Genomic DNA, 21,409 nt, shown 5'->3' with positions numbered 1-21,409 from the left:
GCCAGTGTACCGGAACGCCTCCGTATCGGTACACTGGCGTATCGATGAGCCTTGGACAGGACCCACCCCTGCGTCGAGTGGATCCCCTCCTGGGCTCACCACGCATCAGCACACGTGGGACCGTCAAGCAAAGGGGCCGGGGGATGGAACGCCCAACCGAGCCTGCACAGAAGGAATCCGCCGCGACAGCGCGGCCACCCCTCGTCCGGGAGCTCCTGCTCGTCGCGGGGCTCTTCCTCGTCTACAAACTCGGCCGGCAGCTGGCCACGGGCCACACCGCCGAGGCCTTCGGCAACGCGCACCGCGTGTGGGACCTGGAACGGCTCGTGCACCTGCCCGGTGAGGGCTTCGTGCAGTCCGCGATGCTGCACGGCGACACCCTCGTGCACGTCGCCAACACCTATTACGCGACCGTGCACTTCCCCGCCACCGCGGCCTTCCTGGTCTGGATGTACCTGCGGCGGCCCGGGCACTACGTGTGGGCCCGCCGGGTCCTCGCCGCGGTCACGGCCGCCGCCCTGGTGGTGCATCTCACGTTCCCGCTGGCCCCGCCGCGCATGCTCGCCGCGACGGGCCTCGTGGACACCGGTCAGGTCTTCGGGCCCACGGTGTACGGCGCCTCCCCCGAGACCGATTCCCTGTCGAACCAGTTCGCGGCGATGCCGTCGCTGCACTTCGGCTGGGCCCTGATGGTCGCGATCGGCCTGATCGTCGCCACCCGCTCCAGGTGGCGGTGGCTGTGGCTGCTGCATCCGCTGGTGACCCTGCTGGTGATCGTCGGCACGGCGAACCACTACTGGCTCGACGCGATCGTGGCGGCCGCCCTCCTCGGCATCGCTCTCGCCGTGATCCGCCCGCCGGGCCGGACGGCGCCGACCACCCGGTCCGGGCGGGGTCGCGAGGACGCCGGCAACCCCGTACCGAGGACGCCGGACGGACAGGACGGGCCCGGCGTGCCGGAGGCACCCGAGCTCGTGGGAGCCGGACGATGAGCGCCACGCTCGTCGCCGTCGTCCTGTCGCTGTTCTCCGCCGTCGCGTACGCGGCCGCCGCGGTGGCCCAGGAACGGCTGGCCTCGCGGACCGACGGCACCGGAGTACTGCGGCTGCTGAGCCGCGGTGCCTGGTGGTGGTCGGTCGGTCTCAACGCCGGCGCCGCGCTGCTGCACGTCGCCGCGCTCAAGTACGGAACGCTCACCCTCGTCCAGCCGCTCGGCGCGCTCACCCTGGTGGCCGCGGTTCCGCTGGGCGCGCGGATGGCGGGACGGCGGGTGACCGCAGTCGAGTGGCGCGGTACGGCGCTGACACTGGCCGGGCTCTGCGCGGTGCTCGTCACGGCGTCCGGGCCCGCCCCCGACGACGTGCTGAGCGTTCCGCAGGCCCTGGCCGTGGCGGGCGTCACCGCGACCCTCATCGGCGCGCTCTCCCGGCCCGGCACACGCCCCGGGCTCCGGCACGCGACCGCGTCCGGTTTCGCCTCGGGCGTCGCGTCGGCGCTCACGCAGACCGTGACGGTCGCGGCGACGGACCGCACGGGCCCGCTGCTCAGCGGACAGGTGGTCGTGGTGGCCCTGCTGGTCGCGGCCTTCGCGGCGGGCGGACTGCTGCTCTCGCAGACCGCGTACAAGGGCGGCCTCGGGGCCCCGCTCGCGGTCGTGACGCTGGCCAATCCGATCGCCGCCGCGGTGATCGGTCTCTCGCTGCTCGGCGAACGGCTGCAGGGCGGGGCGGCGGGCCTGCTGCTCGCGGGAGCCGGGGCGGCGGTCGCGGCCTGGGGCGTGGTGACACTGTCGCGTGCCGCACCGAACCCGGTTGCCGTGCCCTCACCGCCGAGCCCATCGGCGGACGATCCGGTGGACGATCCGGTGGAGGAGGAGCATCCGGTGGCCGCGGTCCTCGCGCTGGAGCCCGGATCGGCCGCGTACGAGCCCTCGTTGCTGCCGCGGCAGCCGAAGCCGGGGCATCTCACCCCGCTGTAGCCGAGGGCACACGGCGGGCGGAGCGGTCGCGGATGTCCGTGACCGCCCCGCCCGCCCCGCTCACGCCCTGGCCATCGCCGGGTCGCTGACGCCCACCCGGCCGTTCTCGACGTGCCCCGCGAAGCGGCGCAGGAACGAGCCGTCCGCGTCGGACACGACGGTGAGGTCGTACCACCGCCTGCTCGCCCGCAGGTCCACGGTGTGCCTGACGGTCGCGCCGGGCCGTACCCGGAACGACCGGGGCCTGCCGCCGTAGCCGCTGCTGAGCTTGAGACCGACCGTGCGCGACCCCTTGTTGGTGAAGGTCAGCTCGATGTCGTCCCCGTCGTGCCGTGCGGTGACCTCGGGTCCTGCGGCCTTCCCCGGCCCCTTGAAGACGCGTACGAAACCGTTGGGTCCGTGCACGGTCAGGTCGTACGAGCCGTTCGAGTACGCGGAGTTCCAGGTGTCCGCGACGCTCTTGCCCGCCTCGGTGGTGTACGTCCACGGGCCGTCGGTGCGGTTCCCGGAGGTCACGTGGAAGGAGGCGCCGGCCTTCCGGCCCGAGGCGAAGGTCAGCGTGAACTTCCCGGCCTTCGGGTCCGCCGAGCCGTCGATCCACGGCGCGTACCGCAGCGGGCGTGCGGGCCGCAGACCGCGCTCCTGCCTGGGCAGCTTCGGGTCGGCGGGCGGTGTCGGTTTGTAATCCGGGTGCCGGTCCTTGTCCGGCGGCTCGTACGCGTCGGTGTCCGGGAGGTCGGCCGGCCTGCTGTCCTTGCGGGAGAAATCGAACGCCCCGGTCAGGTCACCGCAGACGGCCCGCCGCCAGGGCGAGATGTTCGGCTCCTCGACACCGAAGCGACGCTCCATGAACCGGACGATCGAGGTGTGGTCCAGGGTCTCGGAGCAGACGTAACCGCCCTTGCTCCAGGGCGAGACGACGAGCATCGGCACCCGCGGACCGAGACCGTACGGACCGGCGACGTTGGTCGCACTGCCCGCGAAGAGGTCCGGGCCGACGTCGACGGTGGACTTGCCACGGTCGGCGTCGCGCGGCGGCAGCGGCGGAACGACGTGGTCGAAGAAGCCGTCGTTCTCGTCGTACGTGATGAACAGGGCCGTCTTCGCCCACACCTTGGGGTCGGAGGTGAGCGCCTCCAGCACCTGGGAGATGTACCAGGCACCGTAGTTCGAGGGCCAGTTGGAGTGCTCGGAGAAGGCCTCGGGGGCGGCGATCCAGGAGATCTGCGGAAGCTTGCCGCCCTTGACGTCGGCGCGCAGCTGGTCGAAGAAGCCCTCGCCCTTGCGGGCGTCGGTGCCGGTGCGGGCCTTGTCGTACAGCGGGTCGCCGGCTTTGGCGTTGCGGTATTTGTTGAAGTAGAGCAGCGAGTTGTCGCCGTAGTTGCCGCGGTACGGGTCGGAGATCCAGCCCCAGGAGCCGGCCGCGTCGAGGCCGTTGCCGATGTCCTGGTAGACCTTCCACGAGATCCCGGCCTTCTCCAGGCGCTCGGGGTAGGTCGTCCAGTCGTAGCCGACCTCGTCGTTGCCGAGGACCGGGCCGCCGCCCTTGCCGTCGTTGCCCGTGAAGCCCGTCCACATGTAGTAGCGGTTCGGGTCGGTGGAGCCGATGAACGAGCAGTGGTAGGCGTCGCAGACGGTGAAGGTGTCGGCGAGGGCGTAGTGGAACGGAATGTCCTCGCGCGTCAGGTACGCCATGGTCGTGGGGCCCTTCGCGGGGACCCACTTGTCGTACTTGCCCCCGTTGTAGGCGGCGTGCCCGTCGGGCCAGCTGTGCGGGAGGCCCTCCAGGAACTGCATGCCGAGGTCGTCGGCCTCCGGATGGAAGGGCAGCAGGTCCTTGGTGCCGTCCGACTGGTGCCACACCGACTTGCCGTTGTCGAGCGCGACCGGGTGCGGGTCGCCGAAACCGCGGACACCTCTGAGCGCACCGAAGTAGTGGTCGAAGGAACGGTTCTCCTGCATGAGGACGACGATGTGCTCGACGTCCTCGATGGTGCCGCGGTGGTATCCCGCGGGGATCGCCGCGGCCTTGGCGATGCTCTCCGACAGCGCGGTGAACGCCGCGGTGCCGCCTGCGAGTTGCAGGAATCGGCGCCGATTCACTTCGGTCATGACTGGGTGACCTCTCGTCCTGACGGGTACGGGGCGACTGGCGGACGGCCCTGCTTGTGCTGAAACGTGTGCGAAAGGAGTGTTCCAAGAGCAACGAACGTCAGGGAAGGGCCGCGTGGCGCCCGCGTGAAAGACGGCGGTACGCGAGGTGCCGGTGTTCTTCCCCGGGGAGACGCCCGTGCCCCGGGCAGGTCCGCCGCGGTTTCCGGGGTTCATGGGGCCCTGGCCTCGCGAGGGCGGTGCCAGGCCGCCGCTGATCGTGTCGAGTTCGCCATCCGGCACCAGGCCGACGGCCTGGCCGCTCCGGAGACGCCGCGCAGGCTCGTACGCGCCGTGCCGCACCACCACGACGGGCGCCTCTACGACGACGCCACCGTGCTGCTCCGCGCATGGCACGGCGGCACCGCGACAGCCCCGCCCCTCCAGGACGAGGGCGTGTCGGGGCCGAGGTCGCCGGTCAGCGCGGTGTGCCCCGGTGACCGGACCGGGTCGACGTCGTGAGGTCCTCGCGGTGAGGGAATCACCCAGTGCCGTTCGCGGAGTGCGGCGGCGGCCGGCACGGCGCAGAGCGGCACCCCCGCCGTCCCGGCGGCCGCCTTCGTGACCGGGGCCTCCGGAGGACAGGGGCCGAGTGCGTCACGAGTCCGGTCATAGGGACGCGCCGGTACGTCCAGGACGGTCACTCGCCTTCGGTCCTGTCCACCAGCGCCGCGTACGTCAGTTGCAGCGCGTCCGCTCCGGCCAGGGCCGTGAGCGCGCCCATGGCGGTGCGCGTGGCCCGCGGCCAGAGCAACTGGCCGGCGGTCAGGGTCGACACCACCCACACACTCGTGCAGAACGGGCAGGTGACCAGCTCGCCGACGGTGTCCTTGCCGGCGCCGGCCCGTGCCTCCTCGTGCAGTTCGGCCGGGCCCTGCGGACCGACGTACGTCGTGAACGGGGCTCGCAGAGGGCTGGTCACCGCCGCCTTGCTGAGGAGGCGGCTGAGCCGGAACGCGGCCACCGCGGTCAGCGCCACGTCCCAGGGCGCGGGCCGGTCGGGCAGGGGGCGCCCCCGGAGCCGTACCACCGTCGACCAGGCCGCTGTGTACACCCCGAATCCGGCCATGGCCGCCAGATAGCCGCCCAGAGGACGCTCGTGCCCTGCCGAGTAGTTCTTCTTCGTGCCTCGGAGGAATCCCTGCAGACGTCCCGCGAGGCGGTGCTCAGTCGCTGTGCCCATGAGCCGTCACCGCTCCTGTCCCGCTCGTTCGCCGGTCCGTCGTGTCATCGTCACTCGTCTCCGTCCGAGCGGCAGGGACCGTGTGCCCGTACGGAGCGCGTCGGTCACCGTGTCTGCCCGCGGCTCCCGTTCCTGCCGGCCGAGGAGCCAGAGGGTCCGGTTCTGCCGCGGTCGGCGGCGAGGAGACGTTGTGCGCATGGGGCACCGGGTCCCCACCGGGGCGTACGGCAAACGACCGGCGGGCGTCGGCTCCCGCCCGTGCCGCCGTCCCGCCGCCCGGCCGCGCGGCGCAACGGCCCGGTCAGGCGTCCGGTGACGTCATCCGCGGACCCACGCCGCGCTCGCACCATGGGACGGGCGGGAGCATCCGGTGCGCGTGGAGTGTGCCGTGTGAGCGGACGCGGCCGCCCGCCGGCCTTCATCAACGCGTGCGGCCCCCTCGACGCGCGCCCCGGGGTACCTTTCACGCGTGAGGTGACAGCGCTTTCTACAGCTACCACCGGCAAGGGGTCGCCCGCTGTGAGTACCGCATCCGTGCCGGCCGGCCCGGCGGCCCGACTCCCGGGCCCGCGCGCCCCGTTCGTGGTGCTCACCGGTGAACCCCGGCCTCGGGCCCCCGGCTTCGAGGCGTGACCACCACTCATCGGGCCCCCGCCCCCGCGCGGACGTCTCCCCGCGGCGCACTCTCCCCGACCGCACTCCCCTCAGGACGGACATGGCGTTCTTCGACAATCCCGTCATACCCGGCTTCAGTCCCGACCCGAGCATCTGCCGGGTCGGCGACGACTACTACGTGGCCACGTCCAGCTTCGAATACGTGCCCGGCGTGCCGATCCGGCACAGCCGTGACCTGGCGAACTGGCGACTGATCGGACACGCGTTCGACCGGCCTTCGCAACTGGACCTGCCGGACACGGCCCCCGCCTCCACGGGGGTGTACGCCCCGACGCTGCGCCACCACGACGGTCTGTTCTGGCTGATCACGACCGTGGTCGCCGGAGCGGGCAACGTCCTCGTGACCGCCGAGGACCCCGCCGGGCCCTGGTCGGATCCGGTGCCCGTCGGCGTGCCCGGCATCGACCCGGACCTGGCCTGGGAGGAGGACGGGACGTGCTGGTGCGTGTTCTCCGCGGGCGGCATCCGCGGCGTGCGCATCGACCCGAAGTCGGGACAGCTGCTGGGCGAGCCGGTGCCGATGTGGTCGGGCAGCGGACTGCAGTACCCCGAGGGGCCGCACCTGTACCGGATCGGCGACTGGTGGTACCTGCTGCTGTCGGAGGGCGGCACCGAACGCGGCCACGCGCTGTCGGTCGCCCGGGCCCGCACCCTGCCGGGACCGTTCGAACCGCACCCGGCGAACCCCGTGCTCTCCCACCGCAGTACCGGCCATCCGGTGCAGAGCACCGGCCACGGCGATCTGGTGCAGGCGGGCGACGGCACGTGGTGGATGGTGCTGCTGGGCACCAGGCCGCGCGGCGACACCCCGATGTACCACGGCATGGGCCGCGAGACGTTCCTGGCACCGGTGCGCTGGGAGGACGGGTGGCCGCTGCCCGGCCCGCTGGAACTGCGGGCCGAGGCCCCGGCGCTCACGCCGCATCCCTGGCCGCGGGAACCGGACCGGGACGACTTCGACTCCCCCGCGCTCGCGCCGTGCTGGGTGTCGCTGCGGCGCAACGACCCCGAGGCCACGCGTCTCGACGAACGGCCGGGCCACCTGGTCCTGCACGCCCGCGCGGACAGCCTCGACACACCCGGCGCGCTCTTCGTCGGACGCCGCCAGCGCGACCCCGACTGCACCGCGCGCACCCTCGCCGACGTCACCGGCGACGGCCGGGGCGGGCTCGCGGTACGCCTGGACGAGGCCCACCACTACGAGGTGGAGGTGGCCGACGGCGCGGTCCGCGCGGTCGCCAGGATCGGACCGCTGCGCCAGGTGATGGCCCAACGATCCGTCCCCGACGGCCCGGTGACCCTGCGCATCGACGTCACCACCACCGACGTGCTGCCGCCCTCGGTCACCGTCCGCGATCCAAAGGCGGCTCCCCCGTCCGGTCTGCGCGCCGGCGGCCCCGACACCCTCCGCCTGGGCTACGAGACCGACGGCGGCCGCTTCGAAATCCTCGCGGAGCTCGACGGCCGCTACCTCACCACCGAGGTCGCCGGAGGTTTCACCGGCCGGGTCTTCGGCATGTACGCCACCCGGGGCAGCGCGGCCTTCGACTGGTTCGAGCTGCGCCCGGCCTGACGGGCACGACCCCGCGCGGTCAGCGGAGCCGGGCCGTCAGGTCGTACGTGCCGGACGGGATCCGGTACGAGGACACGCCGTCCGCATGGCCCAGGAACCGCACACCGTCCGCCCGTGACAGCGGGGTCCGGCCTTCGCGGACGGCGTCGGCGGAGGCGGTCGGCAGGCGCAGTGTCGCTCCGGTGTTCGCGGGCACGACCGCCTGATACCGGAGGGTCCGGCCGCCACAAGTCCCCGGTCCAGGTCAAGCTCTCCCCCACGCTGGTGCCGCGCCGGACCACCGCGTCTCCCCCGCAGTAGCCGGACCGTTCCGGTGTCCGGCTGCTCCGGGGGTCCGGCCGTTCCGGAGCGGAGCCGTACCGGGCATGATCGGTACGGTGGTGTTCCGGACGACGGAAGAGGGGGCGGCGAGCCGTGAGTGAGCGGGCGGGGATCAGCACGGCGAAGGAGGCCGCCGACGACGAGTCGATCCTGGCGTTCGGGCGGCTGCAGGGGGCGGCCAACCGGCTGGAGTACATCCTGGGGCGGGCCCTTGAGGAGGAGTGCGGCATCAGCCACCTGATGTTCGAGGTGCTGCTGATCCTCGGCCGGGCGGGCGCGCCGGGTCTGTCGATGCGGGCCATCGCCCAGGAGCAGATCCTGACCACGGGCGGCGCGACCCGGCTGGTGGACCGTATGGAGGCCGCGGGGCTCGTGGCGCGTGCGGCGGCCCCCGACGACCGCCGCGGGAAGCTGGTGCGGCTCACTCCGCTGGGCGAGGAGACGACGGTCCGCGCCTCCCGGGTCCATGTGGCGAACATCGAGCGGTACTTCACGCGGCCGCTCCCCGCCGAGGAGCGCGAGCGGTTCGCGGAGAACCTCCGCATCCTCAGCCACTCGGCCCGGGACGTGCTGCCCCGCCTGCCCTGACCCGCGCCGGGGCCACGCACCACCGGGGCCGCCGGGCCGCCGCTCCGAGCCGGCCTCCGCACCGGTAGGTACCGGAGGAGGCGGAGGTCTCCGTCCGGGCGGACGTGCCGGTTCACTTCCTTGGAGCACCGCCCCCTCGCCTCTCCGGCGGCGTGCACCTTGGCCAGGAGCTCGTCCCAGCCGTCCACGGCGTGGACTCTGTCGACGAGTGACTGCTCCGACCAGCCTGTTCAACCGTGCGCTTCCGCGGGGCGGAAGTGGCCTTGCGGCCCCGCGGGCTCTGTCAGGACGATGTCGCCACACCAGAGAGACGGGAGCCGCATCCATGCCTCACACGACTGCGTTCGCCAGGAACCAGTGGTACGTCGCCGCCTACGCCCACGAGGTGGGGCGTGAGTTGCTCGGCCGGACGATTCTCGGTGAGCCGCTCGTCTTCTACCGCACCGAGGAGGACGGCCGGCCCGTCGCCCTGCACGACCGCTGCGTGCACCGCCGCTACCCGCTCTCCGAGAGCGGGCTCGACGGGGACCGGATCGTCTGCGGCTACCACGGCTTCACGTACGACACGACGGGCGCGTGCGTGTACGTGCCCGGTCAGAAACGCGTTCCCCGTACCGCCCGCGTCGCCTCCTACCCGGTGGTCGAGCAGGATGCCCTGATCTGGGTGTGGATAGGCGACCCGGCCCTCGCCGACCCGGAGGTCATACCGCGGGCCAGGCACCTCGATGCGCCCGGCTGGCTCACCGTGCGGGGCATGGAGCCGATCGACGCCGACTACGGTCTGCTCGTCGACAACCTCCTCGACCTGTCCCACGAGACGTATCTGCACGGCGGGTACATCGGCACGCCCGAGGTCGCCGAGACGCCGATCACCACGGAGGTGGACGAGGGCGCGGGCATCGTCCGGGTGAGCCGGCACATGGACGACGCCGAGTGCCCGCCGTTCTACGCCCGTTCGACCGGCATCGAGGGGCGGATCACCCGCTGGCAGGACATCGAGTACCACGCGCCCTGTCTGTACCTGCTGCACAGCCGCATCGCGCCGGTGGGTGTCCTGCCCGAGGCCGACGGGAGCGACCCGAACGGCTTCCACACGGAGATCACGTACGCCATCACGCCGTCCGCCGACGGCAAGGTGTACGACTTCTGGATGGTCTCGCGCGACTGGGCGACCGACGACGACGAGGTCACCGACTTCCTGCGGGCGAACAACCACACGGTGGTCATGCAGGACGTCGACGCGCTCAACCTGCTGCAGAGGACGCTGGGCACGGAACGGACCGGCTACCAGGAACTGAGTATCAACATCGACACCGGCGGTCTCGCCGCCCGCCGCATCCTCGCCCGGCTGGTCGAGGAGGGCGAGAAGCCCATGGAGACGGTCCTGTGACCAGCCCCACCGGTGAGGTCTACCGCATCGACTGGCTGCCGGGCACGGACGTGCTGCACGGCACCTGTCACTGCGGGGCCGAGCACACCGCCGAGGACCCGATCGAGATGTGGGAGTGGATGCTCGCCCACCCCGAAGGACACTCCCCCCAAGGACACGGCTCATGACCTCGTACGAAGCCGAACTCGTCGTCGACCGCAGGGATCCGGCGGCCGACGGCGTGCTCGCCCTCACCCTCCGTCATCCGCTGGGCGAGGACCTGCCTGGCTGGGAGCCCGGCGCCCACATCGACGTCGTGCTGGGCTCCGGCCTGCAGCGCCAGTACTCGCTGTGCGGCGACCCCGCCGACCGGACCTCGTGGCGGATCGCCGTCCTGCGCGAGCCCAACGGACGCGGCGGATCCGCCTATGTGCACGGGCAGTTGCGGACGGGGGACAAGGTCGTCGTCCGCGGGCCCCGCAACCACTTCGCCCTCCAGCCGTCGCCCCGCTACCGCTTCGTCGCGGGCGGCATCGGCATCACACCCATCCTGCCGATGCTGGCCGCCGCGGAGGCCGCGGGCGCGGACTGGACGCTGCTGTACGGCGGCAGGACCCGCCAATCCATCGCGTTCACCGCGGAGTTGAGCCGGTACGGGGACAGGGTGAGCATCGCCCCGCAGGACGAGACGGGGCTGCTGGACCTGGCCTCCGTGCTCGGCTCCCCGCAGCCGGACACCCTCGTCTACTGCTGCGGCCCCGGTCCGCTGCTGGACGCGGTGGAGGAGCGGTGCGCGGTGTGGCCGAAGGGCGCGCTGCACGTCGAGCGCTTCCAGCCCAAGGTGCAGGAGACCGGCGCGGACACGGAGTTCGAGGTGGTCCTGGAGCGTTCGGGCCGTACGCTCACCGTCCCCGCGGACGTGTCCGTGCTCGACACCGTGCGGGCGGCGGGTGTGGAGGTGCTCTTCTCCTGCACCGAGGGCACCTGCGGGACCTGCGAGACGGACGTCGTCGACGGGACGCCGGACCACCGCGACTCGGTGCTCACGGACGAGGAGCGGGAGGCCGGCGAGACCATGCTCATCTGTGTGTCCCGGTGCCGCGGGAAGCGCCTCGTGCTCGACCTGTGATCCGCAGGTCCGCCTCGATCCGGGCGACCGTGGCCAGCAGATGAGGCAGCAGGTCACGGCGTACGGACTCCACGGAGTTGCGGCTGGCGTGCACGGGGACGTTGACCGCCGCCACCACCTCGCCGTCCCGGTCGCGCACCGGGACGGCGACCGAGCGCAGGCCCTCCTCCAGTTCCTGGTCGACGATCGCGTACCCCTGGCGGCGCACCCGGCGCAGTTCCGTGCGCAGCAGGTCGGCCGACGTGATCGTGCGGGGCGTCAGGGGCCGCAGGTCCGCGCGCGCGAGCCGGGCGTCGGTCTCCTCGTCGGGCAGCTGCGCGAGCAACACCCGTCCCACGGACGTCAGATGGGCCGGGAAGCGGGTTCCGACGGTGATCGTGGCGGTCATGATGCGGTGGGTGGGCACCCGGGCCACGTACACGATGTCGTCGCCGTCGAGGACGCACAGGGACGACGACTCCCGTATCTGCGCGACGAGTTGTTCCAGGTGCGGCTCGGCGATCTCCGGCAGCGTGACACTCGACAGGTACGAGTATCCGAGTTCGAGGACGCGCGGGGTCAGGCGGAACGTCCGGCCGTCCGTCGCCACGTATCCCAGGTCGTAGAGCGTCAGCAGGAAGCGGCGGGCCGCCGCGCGGGTCAGGTCGCTGACCCGCGCCACCTCGCTGAGCGTCAGTTCGGGGTGGTCTGCGTCGAAGGCGCGGATGACCGCGAGACCACGCTCGAAGGAACGGACGAAGTGCGGTTCGCGGGCTCCTGCGGGCATCATCGCCTCCACGGGACGCACGGGGGTGCGCTGTGCGCACGCTAGGAGCACACTTCGGCAACTGTCAACAACCGTGCGCGTCAAGGGCATTGACCTGTTCCCCGGCCACGTTCTACGTTCCCGCTGAGCACTTCTGTGCGGTCTGCGCACAGCCTGTCGAAGAACTGTCCCACTAGGGGGAGTCATGCGTCGTCTGCTCATCGGCCTCACGGCCGGCGCCGTGCTGGCCGCCGCGACGGCCTGCGGTTCGTCCGACTCCCCGGGGTCGGACGACAAGGACAAGGCGTCCGGCGGCACCACCACGATCAAGGTCGGCGTCATCCCCATCATCGACGTCGCACCCCTGTACCTGGGTGAGAAGAAGGGGTTCTACAGCAAGCGGGGCATCAAGCTGTCGCTGACGAGCGCGCAGGGCGGAGCGGCCATCGTGCCCGGCGTCGTCGCTGACCAGTTCGACTTCGGCTTCAGCAACACGACGTCCCTGCTGGTCGCCCGGTCGAAGAACGTGCCGGTCAAGGCCGTCGCCAACGGCGTCGCCTCCACCGGCAAGCAGAAGGCCGACTTCGCGGAACTCGCCGTGAAGAAGGACAGTCCCCTCAAGTCCGCCAAGGACGTGGAGGGCAAGAAGGTCGCCGTCAACACGCTCAACAACATCTGTGACACCTCGGTCAACGAATCGGTCCGCAAGGACGGCGGGGACCCCTCCGAGGTGAAGTTCGTCGAGATGCCCTTCGACCAGATGCCCGCCGCACTCGCGGGTGGCCAGGTGGACGCGGCCTGCGTCGTGGAACCCGCGCTCGCCACCATCAAGTCCCAGGGCGGCACCAGCATCGCGTCGCTCTTCGTCGACGTGTCGCCGGACCTCACCGTGGCCATGTACTTCACCTCCGAGCGGTACGCGCAGAAGAACCCCGGGATGGTGAAGAAGTTCCAGGAGGCGACCGCCGAGTCGCTCGCGTACGCCGACAGCCATCCGGAGGAGGTCCGCGAGATCATCACCACGTACACGAAGATCCCGGACACCCTCCTGGAGCAGCTGACCCTGCCCCGCTGGCCCGCCGAACCGGACCGCGCCTCCATCGAGAGGCTGGCCGAACTGGGGCAGCAGGACGGGCTGTTCGACAAGGCGCCGGACCTGGACAAGCTGCTGCCGTGAGAGGCGCCAACGCCCTCCTGGGCGCATCCGGGCTCGCGGCCTTCCTCGCCCTGGGCGAGGCGGTGCCGCGGCTCGGCGTGGTCGACGAGGACTACTTCCCGCCGACCAGCCGCATCGCCGACGCGTTCGCGACGGAACTCGCGGACGAGGCGTTCTGGACCGCGCTCGGGGACACGCTCACCGGCTGGGCGCTGGGTCTCGTGATCGCCGTGACCGCGGGCATTCTCGCGGGGGTCCTGATCTCGGTCACGCCGTACCTGCGCGAGGCGACCTCCTCGACGATCGAGTTCCTGCGCCCGATCCCGTCGGTCGCGCTGATCCCGCTGGCCGTGCTGCTGTACGGCACCGAACTGCGCTCGGTCCTCCTGCTGGTCGTCTACGCGTCGTTCTGGCAGGTCCTCGTCCAGGTCATGTACGGCGTCCAGGACGTCGACCCGGTCGCCGAGGAGACGGCCCGCTCGTACGGCCTCGGCACCTGGGCGCGGATCCGGCACGTTCTGTGGCCCACGGCCCTCCCGTACGTCATGACGGGTGTGCGGCTGGCCGCGGCGGTGGCGCTGATCCTCGCCGTGACCGCCGAACTCGTCATCGGCGCACCGGGGTTGGGCGCCCGCATCGCCGTCGCCCAGACGTCGCAGGCGGTGCCGGAGATGTACGCGCTGGTGGTGGTCACCGGCCTCCTCGGGCTGCTCATCAACGTGGGCGCACGGACGGTGGAGCGGCGGGCGCTGGCCTGGCACCAGTCCGTGCGCGGGGAGGTGGCGGTGTGAGGCGCGCCGAGGCCGTCCTGCTGCGGCTCCTCCTCGTCGTGGCGCTGCCCGCGCTGCTGGTCGTGGTGTGGTGGTTCGCGTCGGACGACAGCACCGACGTCTACTGGCCGCCGCTGCGCACCATCGTCACCACGTTCCCCGACGTGTGGACCGGGGAGCGGCTGCGCGGGGACGTGCTGCCCAGTCTGCTGCGGCTGACGGCCGGTTACGCGTGCGCGGCCGTCGCGGGGGTGGCGCTGGGCACGGTGATCGGCTCGTACCGCCGGGTGCGGGCGGTGTGCGAACCGGTGCTGGAGTTCCTGCGCGCGGTGCCGCCGCCCGTGCTCGTCCCGGTCATCATGCTGTTCGCGGGCATCGGCGACACGATGAAGATCGCGGTGATCGCGAGCGGCTGCGTCTGGCCGATCCTGCTCAACGCGGTCGAGGGTGTGCGGGCCGTGGACTCCGTGATGGCGGAGACGGCCCGCTCGTACGGCATCACGGGCCCCGCCCGTCTGCGGCACCTCGTGCTGCGCTCGGCCAGCCCGCAGATCTTCGCGGGTCTGCGCCAGGCCCTGTCGATCGGCATCATCCTGATGGTCATCAGCGAGATGTTCGCCGCCAGCAACGGGCTCGGCTTCACCATCGTCCAGTTCCAGCGCGGCTTCGCCATCCCCGACATGTGGACCGGGATCCTGCTGCTCGGTCTGCTCGGCTTCGTGCTGTCGGTCGTCTTCCGGCTGGTCGAGCGCCGTGCGCTCGGCTGGTACCACGGTCGGCGTGACGCTTCCCGGCGGTCGTCGTGAACCTCGCGAAAGGGCGGTCCATGCTCGACGTAAGCGGCCTCAAGAAGGTCTACGAGGGGTCGGGCCGGCGCGTGGAGGCGGTACGCGACCTGACCTTCTCGGTGGACGCCGGTGAACTCGTGTGTCTGGTCGGGCCGTCGGGCTGTGGCAAGACGACGCTGCTGAAGTGCGTGGGCGGGCTGCTGACGCCCACGGCCGGCGAGGTGTCGGTCGGGGGCCGTCGGGTGACCGGCCCGCCCCCGGACATGGCCATCGTCTTCCAGGAGTACGGGCGCAGCCTGTTCCCGTGGATGAGGGTGCGTGAGAACGTCGAACTCCCGCTCAGGCAGAAGAAGTTGAGCGCGGCCCGGCGGCGTGAGCTGGTCGCCGACGCCCTGGACTCCGTCGGGCTCACGGACGCCGCGGGCGCGTATCCCTGGCAGCTCTCGGGAGGCATGCAGCAGCGGGTGGCCATCGCCCGCGCTCTGGCGTACGAGCCCGGAGTGCTGCTCATGGACGAGCCGTTCGCGGCGGTGGACGCGCAGACGCGTGCCGATCTGGAGGATCTGGTCCGCGGACTGTGGCGGCAGCGGGGCATCACCATCCTCTTCGTGACGCACGACATCGACGAGGCCGTCTATCTCGGCGAGCGGGTGCTGATCCTCTCCTCCTCCCCGACGGTCGTGCAGGAGCAGCTGAAGATCGACCTCCCCGCCGACCGGGACCAGTTGCACACACGGGTGTCCCCGCGCTTCGCCGAACTGCGGACCCATGTGTACGAACAGATCCAGACGGCGAAGCGCGGGGCACCGGTCGACCGTGTGGTCAAGGACCTCAGCTCAGGGACGCCTCCACCTCACTGAACCGGCCCGCCGGCCCGCCCGTGTCGCCGGTGCGCAGCCAGGCCGCCGTGTCCTTCGGCAGTCGGCCGTCGGTGTCCAGGGGTCCGCTGGCGACCAGGAGGCGGGAGTGCGCGGGCAGCTCGGCCGGTGCGTCCGCGAGGTTCACGACGCACACCGCCTCCTCCCCCCGGGTGAAGGCGAGCACACCGTCGGGCGCGGGCAGCCAGGCGAGAGGGCCCTCGCCGAGCTCCGGCCGGATGCTCAGCGCCGTCCGGTAGAGGGACAGCATCGACCCCGGGTCCTGTGCCTGCAGATCGGCGGCGTAGGCGCTCCACCCGGCCGGCTGGGGCAGCCAGGGCTCTTCGCGTGAGCCGAACCCGGCGTGGGGGGCCCGCGCCACCCAGGGCAGGGGGACCCTGCACCCGTCGCGCCCCGGATCGGCCCCGCCCGACCGGAAGTGCATCGGGTCCTGGATGCGTTCGCGCGGGATCTCCGCCTCGGGCAGGCCGAGTTCCTCGCCCTGGTAGAGGTAGGCGGCGCCGGGCAGCGCGAGCGAGAGCAGCGCGGCGGCCCGGGCCCGCCTGGTGCCGAGCACCAGGTCGGACGGTGTGCCGAAGGCCTTCGTGGCGAACGCGAAGGCGGTGTCCGCCCGGCCGTACCGGGTGACCGTGCGGGTGACGTCGTGGTTGCACAGGACCCAGGTGGCGGGCGCCCCCACCGGAGCGTGCTCGGCGAGAGTCTCGTCGATGGACCTGCGCAGCTCCCGCGCGTCCCACGGGCAGGACAGGAAGGAGAAGTTGAAGGCGGTGTGCAGTTCGTCGGGGCGGAGGTAGCGGGCGAAGCGCTCGGAGTCGGGAAGCCAGACCTCACCGACGAAGATCCCGTCGTACGCGTCGGCGACCGCCCGCCAGGACCGGTAGATGTCGTGGAGTTCGTCGCGGTCGACGAACGGATGCGGGTCGCGCCCCTCGACGAAGTCCGGCAGGTCCGGGTCCTTGACGAGCAGGGCCGCCGAGTCGATGCGTACACCGGCCACGCCCCGCTCGAACCAGAAGCGCAGTACCTCCTCGTGCTCCTTGCGGACCGCCGGATGCGTCCAGTTGAGATCGGGCTGCTCGGGGGTGAACAGGTGCAGGTACCAGTCGCCGTCGGGCAGCCGGGTCCAGACGGGCTCCGTGGATCCCGCGAACTGGGACGGCCAGTCGTTGGGTGGGAGTTCACCGTGCGAGCCGCGTCCCGGGCGGAAGTGGAAGAGGTCCCGTTCGGGGCTGCCCGGCCCCGCGGCGAGCGCGGCGCGGAACCAGGGGTGCTGGTCGGAGACATGGTTGGGGACGATGTCGACGAGGGTGCGGATGCCCGACTCGGCGGCCTCCGCGATGAGTTTCTCCGCCTCCGCGAGGGTGCCGAACGCCGGGTCGACGGCCCGGTAGTCGCTCACGTCGTAGCCGCCGTCGGCCATCGGGGACGGGTACCAGGGGTTGAACCACAGGGCGTCCACGCCGAGTTCGGCGAGGTACGGCAGTGCGGCCCGCACTCCGGCGAGGTCTCCGGTGCCGTCGCCGTCGCCGTCCGCGAAGCTGCGTACGTACACCTGGTAGATGACGGCGGAGCGCCACCAGGTGTCCTTCGTCGTGCGGGCGGGGGAAGGCTGTCCCACGGTGCCTGCCTTTCTCTGTCGGAGGGGCGGGTTCCGCACGGGGGTGTCAGCCCTTCGTGCTGCCCGCGCTGATCCCGGCGATGATGTGGCGCTGGAACACCAGGAACATCGCGACCATCGGAATGCTGGCGATCACCATCGCGGCGATGAGCACCGTGAGCGGGATGTTCTGGGACAGCTGGACGAGTGCCACGCTGATCGGCTGTTTGCCGGTGTCGGAGAAGACCATCAGCGGCCAGAGGAAGTCCTGCCAGACGGCGACGAGCGCGAAGATCGAGACGACGCCGAGGACCGGCCTGGACATCGGGAGCACGATCGACCGGAGCGTGCGCATCCGGCCGGCGCCGTCGATCTCGGCCGCCTCCAGCACGTCGCGCGGAAGCTGGTCGAAGAACCGCTTCAGGAGATAGAGGTTGAAGGCGTTGGCCACGGCGGGCAGCCAGATGCCGAGGGGGTCGTTGAGGAGACTGGTGTGGATCAGCGGCAGGTCGGCGACGGTCAGGTACTTCGGTACGACGAGCGCCTGCGCCGGGACCATCAGTGTGGCGAGGATGCCGCCGAGGATCACCTTGCCGAAGGCGGGCCGCAACTTGGACAGGGCGTACGCGGCGGCCGTGCAGAAGACCAGTTGGAGCAGCCAGGCGCCCGTGGCCTGGACGACCGTGTTCCACAGGTGCGTGGGCAGTTCCATGAGGTCCCACGCGTCGGTGTAGCCGCCGAGGTGCCACCGATCCGGGACGAGTGCCGGAGGGGTGCGGGTCACCTCGTCGGCGGACTTCATGGCTCCGGAGACCATCCAGTAGACGGGGAAGAGGAAGGCGAGCGTGAAGAGGAGGACCACGCCGGTGAAGACGGTCCAGTACAGCGCCCGGCCGCGGGGCCGGGCGAGGGCGAGCGGTGAGAGAAGCGTCCGTGTGCTGCTCATGAGGCCTCCTCTCCGGAACGGGTGAGCCGCAGGTACGCCGCCGAGAAGACGCCGAGCAGCGCGAGGAGCATCACGCTGAGCGCGCAGGCGCCGCCGAAGTCGTTGTAGAGGAAGGCGTACTTGTAGATCAGGTAGAGCACGGTCACCGTGGCGTTCTCGGGTCCGCCTCCCGTGATCACGAACGGTTCCGTGAACACCTGCATGGTGGCGATGATCTGAAGGAGCATCAGCATCAGGATGACGAACCTGGTCTGAGGGATCGTCACATGACGGATGCGCTGCCAGAGGTTCGCGCCGTCCAGCTCGGCGGCCTCGTAGAGCTCGCCGGGGATGCTCTGGAGCGCGGCCAGGTAGATGAGGACCGTGCCGCCGAGGTTGGCCCAGGTGGCCACGACGACCAGGGAGACGAGGGCGGTGTCGGTGCCGTTGGACCAGTTCGAGGTGGGCAGGTGCAGAAAGCGCAGCGTCTCGTTGGCGAGGCCGGCGCCGGGGTCGTAGAACCACTTCCAGAGCAGGGCGCTGACCACCGGCGGGATCATCACCGGCAGGTAGACCACGACCCTGAAGAAGGCCTTCGCGTGCCGGAGTTCGTTGAGGACGAGGGCCAGGGCGAAGGGCACGGCGAAGCCGATGAGCAGGGCGAGCAGGGTGAAGGTGAGGGTGTTGCGCCAGGCCGCGGCGAACTCCGGGTCCTGGAGGACGCGGGTGAAGTTGTCGGTGCCGACCCACTCCGGGTCGGCGCCGGGGGTGTACTCCTGGAAGGCGATCACGACCGCGCGGACCGCCGGGTACCAGGAGAAGAGCGCGAAGCAGAGCAGGCCGCCGAGGAGGAAGGCGTACGCGCGCGCCTGGTCGGCGAGGCGGCGGCCCAACGGGCGCCGGCCCGGGCCGGGCCCGGGCGCCTCCGTCCGGCGCAGAACCGTCGGAGGAGGCGCCGGGGGCCTGGACGCTGTCTTCATGGCGGGGGTCAGCCCCGCGCGAGGATGGCGTCGATCTTCCCGGAGGCGTCGCTGAGCAGCTGGTCGATGTCGGCGTCCTTCCTGGTGAGGACCGAGGAGACCGCGCTGTCGAGGACGGAGTAGATCTGCTGCGCCCGGGGCGGCTCGATCTTCATCTCCAGGTCCTGGTTGCCGTCCAGGAAGGCCTGGTAGTTGTCCACCGGCACATTGGCGTTGGCCTTCTTGACCTGCTGGTCCTTCGCGTCGGCGGCGCCGCTGAACAGCCGGGGTTCGGGCAGGCCCACCGGGGCGTCGTTCTTCCTGGCGCGGGCGTAGTCGCCGAGGAAGCCGTCACCGGGCGTGAGGAACATGTGGTCGAGCCACTTGAGGCCGGCCTTGATCTGTTCGGGCGTGGCCTTCTTGTTGAACATGTAGCCGTCGCCGCCGATGAGCGTGCCCCGGCCGCCCGGCATGGGCGCGAGGGCCAGGTCCTCGTAGTTGCCGCCCTTCTCCTTCACGAGGATCGGGATGTTGTCGGGCGCGGAGAGGTACATGCCGAGCTTCCCCGAACCCATCATCTGCTGGACGTCGTTGATGACGAGGAGCTGCTTGCTGCCCATCGAGTTGTCGGTCCACCGCATGTCCTTGAGGTTCTGCAGGACGGCCTTTCCCTCGGGGGTGTCGATGGTGGCCTTCTTGCCGTCCTCGCTGACGACGTCGCCGCCCTGCGAGTAGAGCTCGGCGGTGAAGTGCCAGCCGCCCTGGTTCTGCGCGCTGTAGTCGGCGTATCCGACGGTGCCGTTGCCGAGCCCCGCTATCTTCTTGGCGGCGTCGCGCAGCTCGTCCCAGGTGGCCGGGGGCCGGTCGGGGTCGAGTCCGGCCCTCTCGAAGAGCTTCCGGTTGTAGATCAGGCCCATGGAGTAGCCGGTGCGCGGGATGCCGTAGATCCTGCCGTCGACGGTGTAGATGTCACGCAGCTGGCGCTGGATGGTGTCGTAGCTCTTGAGGTCCTTGACGTACCGCGTGATGTCGGCGGCCTGGTTGATGTCGGCGACGTGCCGGGCGTCGGTGAAGTACGTGTAGAAGACGTCCTCCATCTGCCCGCCGGCGAGCTTGGCGTCGAAGGTCTTCGGGTCCTGGCAGGGGAACGCGTCGTGCGGAACGACGTCGATGTCCGGGTTGCGCTTCTCGAACGCCCTGATGTCGGCCTCGAAGAACGAGCGGTCGACCTTGGCGCTCTTGGGCGGCATGCAGTTGACGGTGATACGGGTCTTTCCGTCGGCCGCCTCGTCGTCGCCGGAGCCACAGGCGGTGAGCGCCATGGAGCAGGCCATGAGCGTGACGCAGGTACGGCGGATCCCGGTGCTTCTCATCGGTGGACCCCTCTGGGCAGGAGCAGTGGGCGTCGCACACTCAAGCACCGCCGACATCAGCCCGCAAGATGCCGCGTGAAATCTGTAATTATTCGACAGCCGAATGGATCTCAGTGTCGTGGCGCCTGCGCGGTGGACCCCCGGACCACCAGTTCGGGCTCGAACAGCAGCTCCTCGGTGGGCACGCTGCTGCCGCCGATCTGCGCGTTCAGCAGCTCCACCGCGGCCCTCCCCATGGCCTCGATGGGCTGCCGGACGGTGGTCAGCGGAGGCTCGGTGCAGTTCATGAACGCCGAGTCGTCGTAGCCGACGACCGAGATCTGTGACGGTACGTCGAGTCCCTTGCGGCGAGCGGCCCGTACGGCACCGAGGGCGAGCGGGTCGCTGGCGCAGATGATCCCGGTGACCCCCCGGTCGAGCAGCCGGGTGGCGGCGGCCTGTCCGCCCTCGAGGGAGAAGATCGCGCGGGCGACCCGCTCGTCCGTGAGACCGCCCAGGGCGCGTGCGGCGTCGAGTTTGCGGCGCGAGGGGACGTGGTCGCCGGGACCGAGGACCAGCCCGATGCGCTCGTGCCCGAGAGAGGCCAGGTGCCGCCAGGCCTGTTCCACGGCCACCGCGTCGTCGCACGAGACGGCCGGGAAGCCGAGGTCCTCGATGGCCGCGTTCACCAGGACCACCGGGATGTTGCGGTCCGCGAGCCGCCGGTAGTGCTCGTGCGGGGCGTCGGCCTGCGCGTACAGGCCGCCCGCGAACACCACGCCGGAGACCTGCTGCTGGAGCAGCAGGTCCACGTAGTCCGCCTCGGAGACACCGCCCTTGGTCTGGGTGCAGAGCACGGGCGTCAGGCCCGACTGGGCGAGCGCGCCGCCGATCACCTCGGCGAACGCCGGGAAGATCGGGTTCTGCAGTTCGGGCAGGACGAGACCCACGAGCCTGGCGCGTTCGCCGCGCAGTTGGGTGGGCCGCTCGTAGCCGAGGACGTCGAGCGCGGACAGCACCGCCTGCCGGGTGGTGTCGGAGACCCCGGGCTTGCCGTTGAGGACCCGGCTGACCGTGGCCTCGCTGACCCCGACCTTCTTCGCCACCTGAGCAAGTCGTCGCGTCATGAGCGCAAGAATAGCGCAAGATATGCAAGCCGTTTGCGTAATACGGAACGTGGGATACCGCGCAGGAGAGGCCGTGCAGGGGCCGCCCCTCGACCTGCCGGGAGCCGTCAGACCTCGGCCGCGGGCACCACGCTGAGGTGGCCGG

The 21,409-nt window shown here is 71.1% G+C and carries 20 protein-coding genes and 1 pseudogene; 12 read left to right on the top strand and 9 right to left on the bottom strand.

Translation table 11 applies throughout. The annotated features are described in order from the left end of the window. Positions 1 to 143 precede the first annotated feature (143 nt). Both KUF83_RS15545 and KUF83_RS15540 read left to right on the top strand, forming a co-directional pair. Complete coding sequence (locus KUF83_RS15545) at positions 144 to 992, top strand: phosphatase PAP2 family protein (protein WP_217455267.1); 849 nt, start codon at positions 144 to 146, stop codon at positions 990 to 992. Continuing rightward, a complete protein-coding gene (locus KUF83_RS15540; protein ID WP_217455266.1) occupies positions 989 to 1,978 on the top strand; it encodes a DMT family transporter in 990 nt (329 codons plus the stop codon). The genes KUF83_RS15545 and KUF83_RS15540 overlap by 4 nt, the downstream gene beginning before the upstream one ends. Positions 1,979 to 2,038: 60 nt before the next feature. Here the strand turns inward: KUF83_RS15540 and KUF83_RS15535 are convergent, their stop codons facing one another. Then, complete coding sequence (locus KUF83_RS15535; protein ID WP_217455265.1) at positions 2,039 to 4,090, bottom strand: phosphocholine-specific phospholipase C; 2,052 nt, start codon at positions 4,088 to 4,090, stop codon at positions 2,039 to 2,041. 264 nt (positions 4,091 to 4,354) lie between these two features. On the opposite strand from KUF83_RS15535, the pseudogene KUF83_RS41950 reads away from it, so the two are divergent. Continuing rightward, positions 4,355 to 4,591 (top strand): annotated as a pseudogene (locus KUF83_RS41950) (hypothetical protein); the annotation flags it as partial. A gap of 178 nt (positions 4,592 to 4,769) precedes the next feature. Here KUF83_RS41950 and KUF83_RS15525 read toward each other — a convergent pair. Further along, positions 4,770 to 5,312: a DUF1360 domain-containing protein gene (locus tag KUF83_RS15525; RefSeq protein ID WP_217455264.1), complete on the bottom strand. Its 543-nt coding sequence runs from the start codon at positions 5,310 to 5,312 to the stop codon at positions 4,770 to 4,772. 715 nt (positions 5,313 to 6,027) lie between these two features. Here KUF83_RS15525 and KUF83_RS15520 point away from each other — a divergent pair. After that, positions 6,028 to 7,560 (top strand): glycoside hydrolase family 43 protein, encoded by a 1,533-nt coding sequence (locus KUF83_RS15520; protein WP_217455263.1) that lies wholly within the window; start codon positions 6,028 to 6,030, stop codon positions 7,558 to 7,560. Between the two features lie 19 nt (positions 7,561 to 7,579). Here the strand turns inward: KUF83_RS15520 and KUF83_RS15515 are convergent, their stop codons facing one another. Continuing rightward, the gene (locus tag KUF83_RS15515) at positions 7,580 to 7,756 is read right to left on the bottom strand and encodes a hypothetical protein (protein ID WP_308403016.1); all 177 of its coding nucleotides are present in this window, start codon (positions 7,754 to 7,756) and stop codon (positions 7,580 to 7,582) included. 218 nt (positions 7,757 to 7,974) lie between these two features. Here KUF83_RS15515 and KUF83_RS15510 point away from each other — a divergent pair, with 218 nt between their 5' ends. The 4 genes from KUF83_RS15510 (at position 7,975) to KUF83_RS15495 (ending at position 10,967) form a co-directional block, all read left to right on the top strand. Next, positions 7,975 to 8,469 (top strand): MarR family winged helix-turn-helix transcriptional regulator, encoded by a 495-nt coding sequence (locus KUF83_RS15510; RefSeq protein ID WP_217455262.1) that lies wholly within the window; start codon positions 7,975 to 7,977, stop codon positions 8,467 to 8,469. Between the two features lie 325 nt (positions 8,470 to 8,794). Further along, the gene (locus KUF83_RS15505; protein WP_217455261.1) at positions 8,795 to 9,859 is read left to right on the top strand and encodes an aromatic ring-hydroxylating dioxygenase subunit alpha; all 1,065 of its coding nucleotides are present in this window, start codon (positions 8,795 to 8,797) and stop codon (positions 9,857 to 9,859) included. Beyond that, positions 9,856 to 10,026, top strand: coding sequence for a hypothetical protein (locus tag KUF83_RS15500; protein ID WP_217455260.1), 171 nt, complete (start codon positions 9,856 to 9,858; stop codon positions 10,024 to 10,026). Before KUF83_RS15505 ends, KUF83_RS15500 begins: the two co-directional genes overlap by 4 nt. After that, positions 10,023 to 10,967 carry a PDR/VanB family oxidoreductase gene (locus tag KUF83_RS15495; RefSeq protein ID WP_217455259.1) on the top strand — a complete coding sequence of 315 codons (945 nt, stop codon included), beginning with the start codon at positions 10,023 to 10,025 and terminating at the stop codon, positions 10,965 to 10,967. Before KUF83_RS15500 ends, KUF83_RS15495 begins: the two co-directional genes overlap by 4 nt. Here the strand turns inward: KUF83_RS15495 and KUF83_RS15490 are convergent. Continuing rightward, complete coding sequence (locus KUF83_RS15490) at positions 10,918 to 11,733, bottom strand: IclR family transcriptional regulator C-terminal domain-containing protein (protein WP_217455307.1); 816 nt, start codon at positions 11,731 to 11,733, stop codon at positions 10,918 to 10,920. The genes KUF83_RS15495 and KUF83_RS15490 overlap by 50 nt on opposite strands. A 184-nt stretch (positions 11,734 to 11,917) precedes the next feature. Here KUF83_RS15490 and KUF83_RS15485 point away from each other — a divergent pair, with 184 nt between their 5' ends. From KUF83_RS15485 to KUF83_RS15470, 4 genes are read left to right on the top strand one after another with little or no spacing between them, the layout of a single operon-like run. Further along, on the top strand, positions 11,918 to 12,889 hold the full coding sequence (locus KUF83_RS15485; RefSeq protein ID WP_217455258.1) for an ABC transporter substrate-binding protein: 972 nt from the start codon (positions 11,918 to 11,920) through the stop codon (positions 12,887 to 12,889). Then, complete coding sequence (locus tag KUF83_RS15480) at positions 12,886 to 13,659, top strand: ABC transporter permease (RefSeq protein WP_217455257.1); 774 nt, start codon at positions 12,886 to 12,888, stop codon at positions 13,657 to 13,659. The genes KUF83_RS15485 and KUF83_RS15480 overlap by 4 nt, the downstream gene beginning before the upstream one ends. Next, positions 13,656 to 14,444 (top strand): ABC transporter permease, encoded by a 789-nt coding sequence (locus KUF83_RS15475; protein WP_217455256.1) that lies wholly within the window; start codon positions 13,656 to 13,658, stop codon positions 14,442 to 14,444. The genes KUF83_RS15480 and KUF83_RS15475 overlap by 4 nt, the downstream gene beginning before the upstream one ends. A 20-nt stretch (positions 14,445 to 14,464) precedes the next feature. After that, complete coding sequence (locus KUF83_RS15470; protein WP_217455255.1) at positions 14,465 to 15,286, top strand: ABC transporter ATP-binding protein; 822 nt, start codon at positions 14,465 to 14,467, stop codon at positions 15,284 to 15,286. Here the strand turns inward: KUF83_RS15470 and KUF83_RS15465 are convergent. From KUF83_RS15465 to KUF83_RS15445, 5 genes are all read right to left on the bottom strand, one after another. Then, positions 15,258 to 16,922: a glycoside hydrolase family 13 protein gene (locus KUF83_RS15465; RefSeq protein ID WP_217455254.1), complete on the bottom strand. Its 1,665-nt coding sequence runs from the start codon at positions 16,920 to 16,922 to the stop codon at positions 15,258 to 15,260. The genes KUF83_RS15470 and KUF83_RS15465 overlap by 29 nt on opposite strands. Before the next feature lie 46 nt (positions 16,923 to 16,968). After that, complete coding sequence (locus tag KUF83_RS15460) at positions 16,969 to 17,847, bottom strand: carbohydrate ABC transporter permease (protein ID WP_217455253.1); 879 nt, start codon at positions 17,845 to 17,847, stop codon at positions 16,969 to 16,971. After that, the gene (locus KUF83_RS15455; RefSeq protein ID WP_217455252.1) at positions 17,844 to 18,806 is read right to left on the bottom strand and encodes a carbohydrate ABC transporter permease; all 963 of its coding nucleotides are present in this window, start codon (positions 18,804 to 18,806) and stop codon (positions 17,844 to 17,846) included. The genes KUF83_RS15460 and KUF83_RS15455 overlap by 4 nt, the downstream gene beginning before the upstream one ends. Before the next feature lie 8 nt (positions 18,807 to 18,814). Further along, a complete protein-coding gene (locus tag KUF83_RS15450; RefSeq protein WP_217455251.1) occupies positions 18,815 to 20,158 on the bottom strand; it encodes an ABC transporter substrate-binding protein in 1,344 nt (447 codons plus the stop codon). 110 nt (positions 20,159 to 20,268) lie between these two features. Beyond that, positions 20,269 to 21,264, bottom strand: coding sequence for a LacI family DNA-binding transcriptional regulator (locus KUF83_RS15445; protein WP_217455250.1), 996 nt, complete (start codon positions 21,262 to 21,264; stop codon positions 20,269 to 20,271). Between the last annotated feature and the right edge of the window lie 145 nt (positions 21,265 to 21,409).

This window comes from Streptomyces sp. BV286 (assembly GCF_019090165.1).
GTDB lineage: Bacteria > Actinomycetota > Actinomycetes > Streptomycetales > Streptomycetaceae > Streptomyces.
This window is presented reverse-complemented; position numbering and strand designations above follow the sequence as displayed.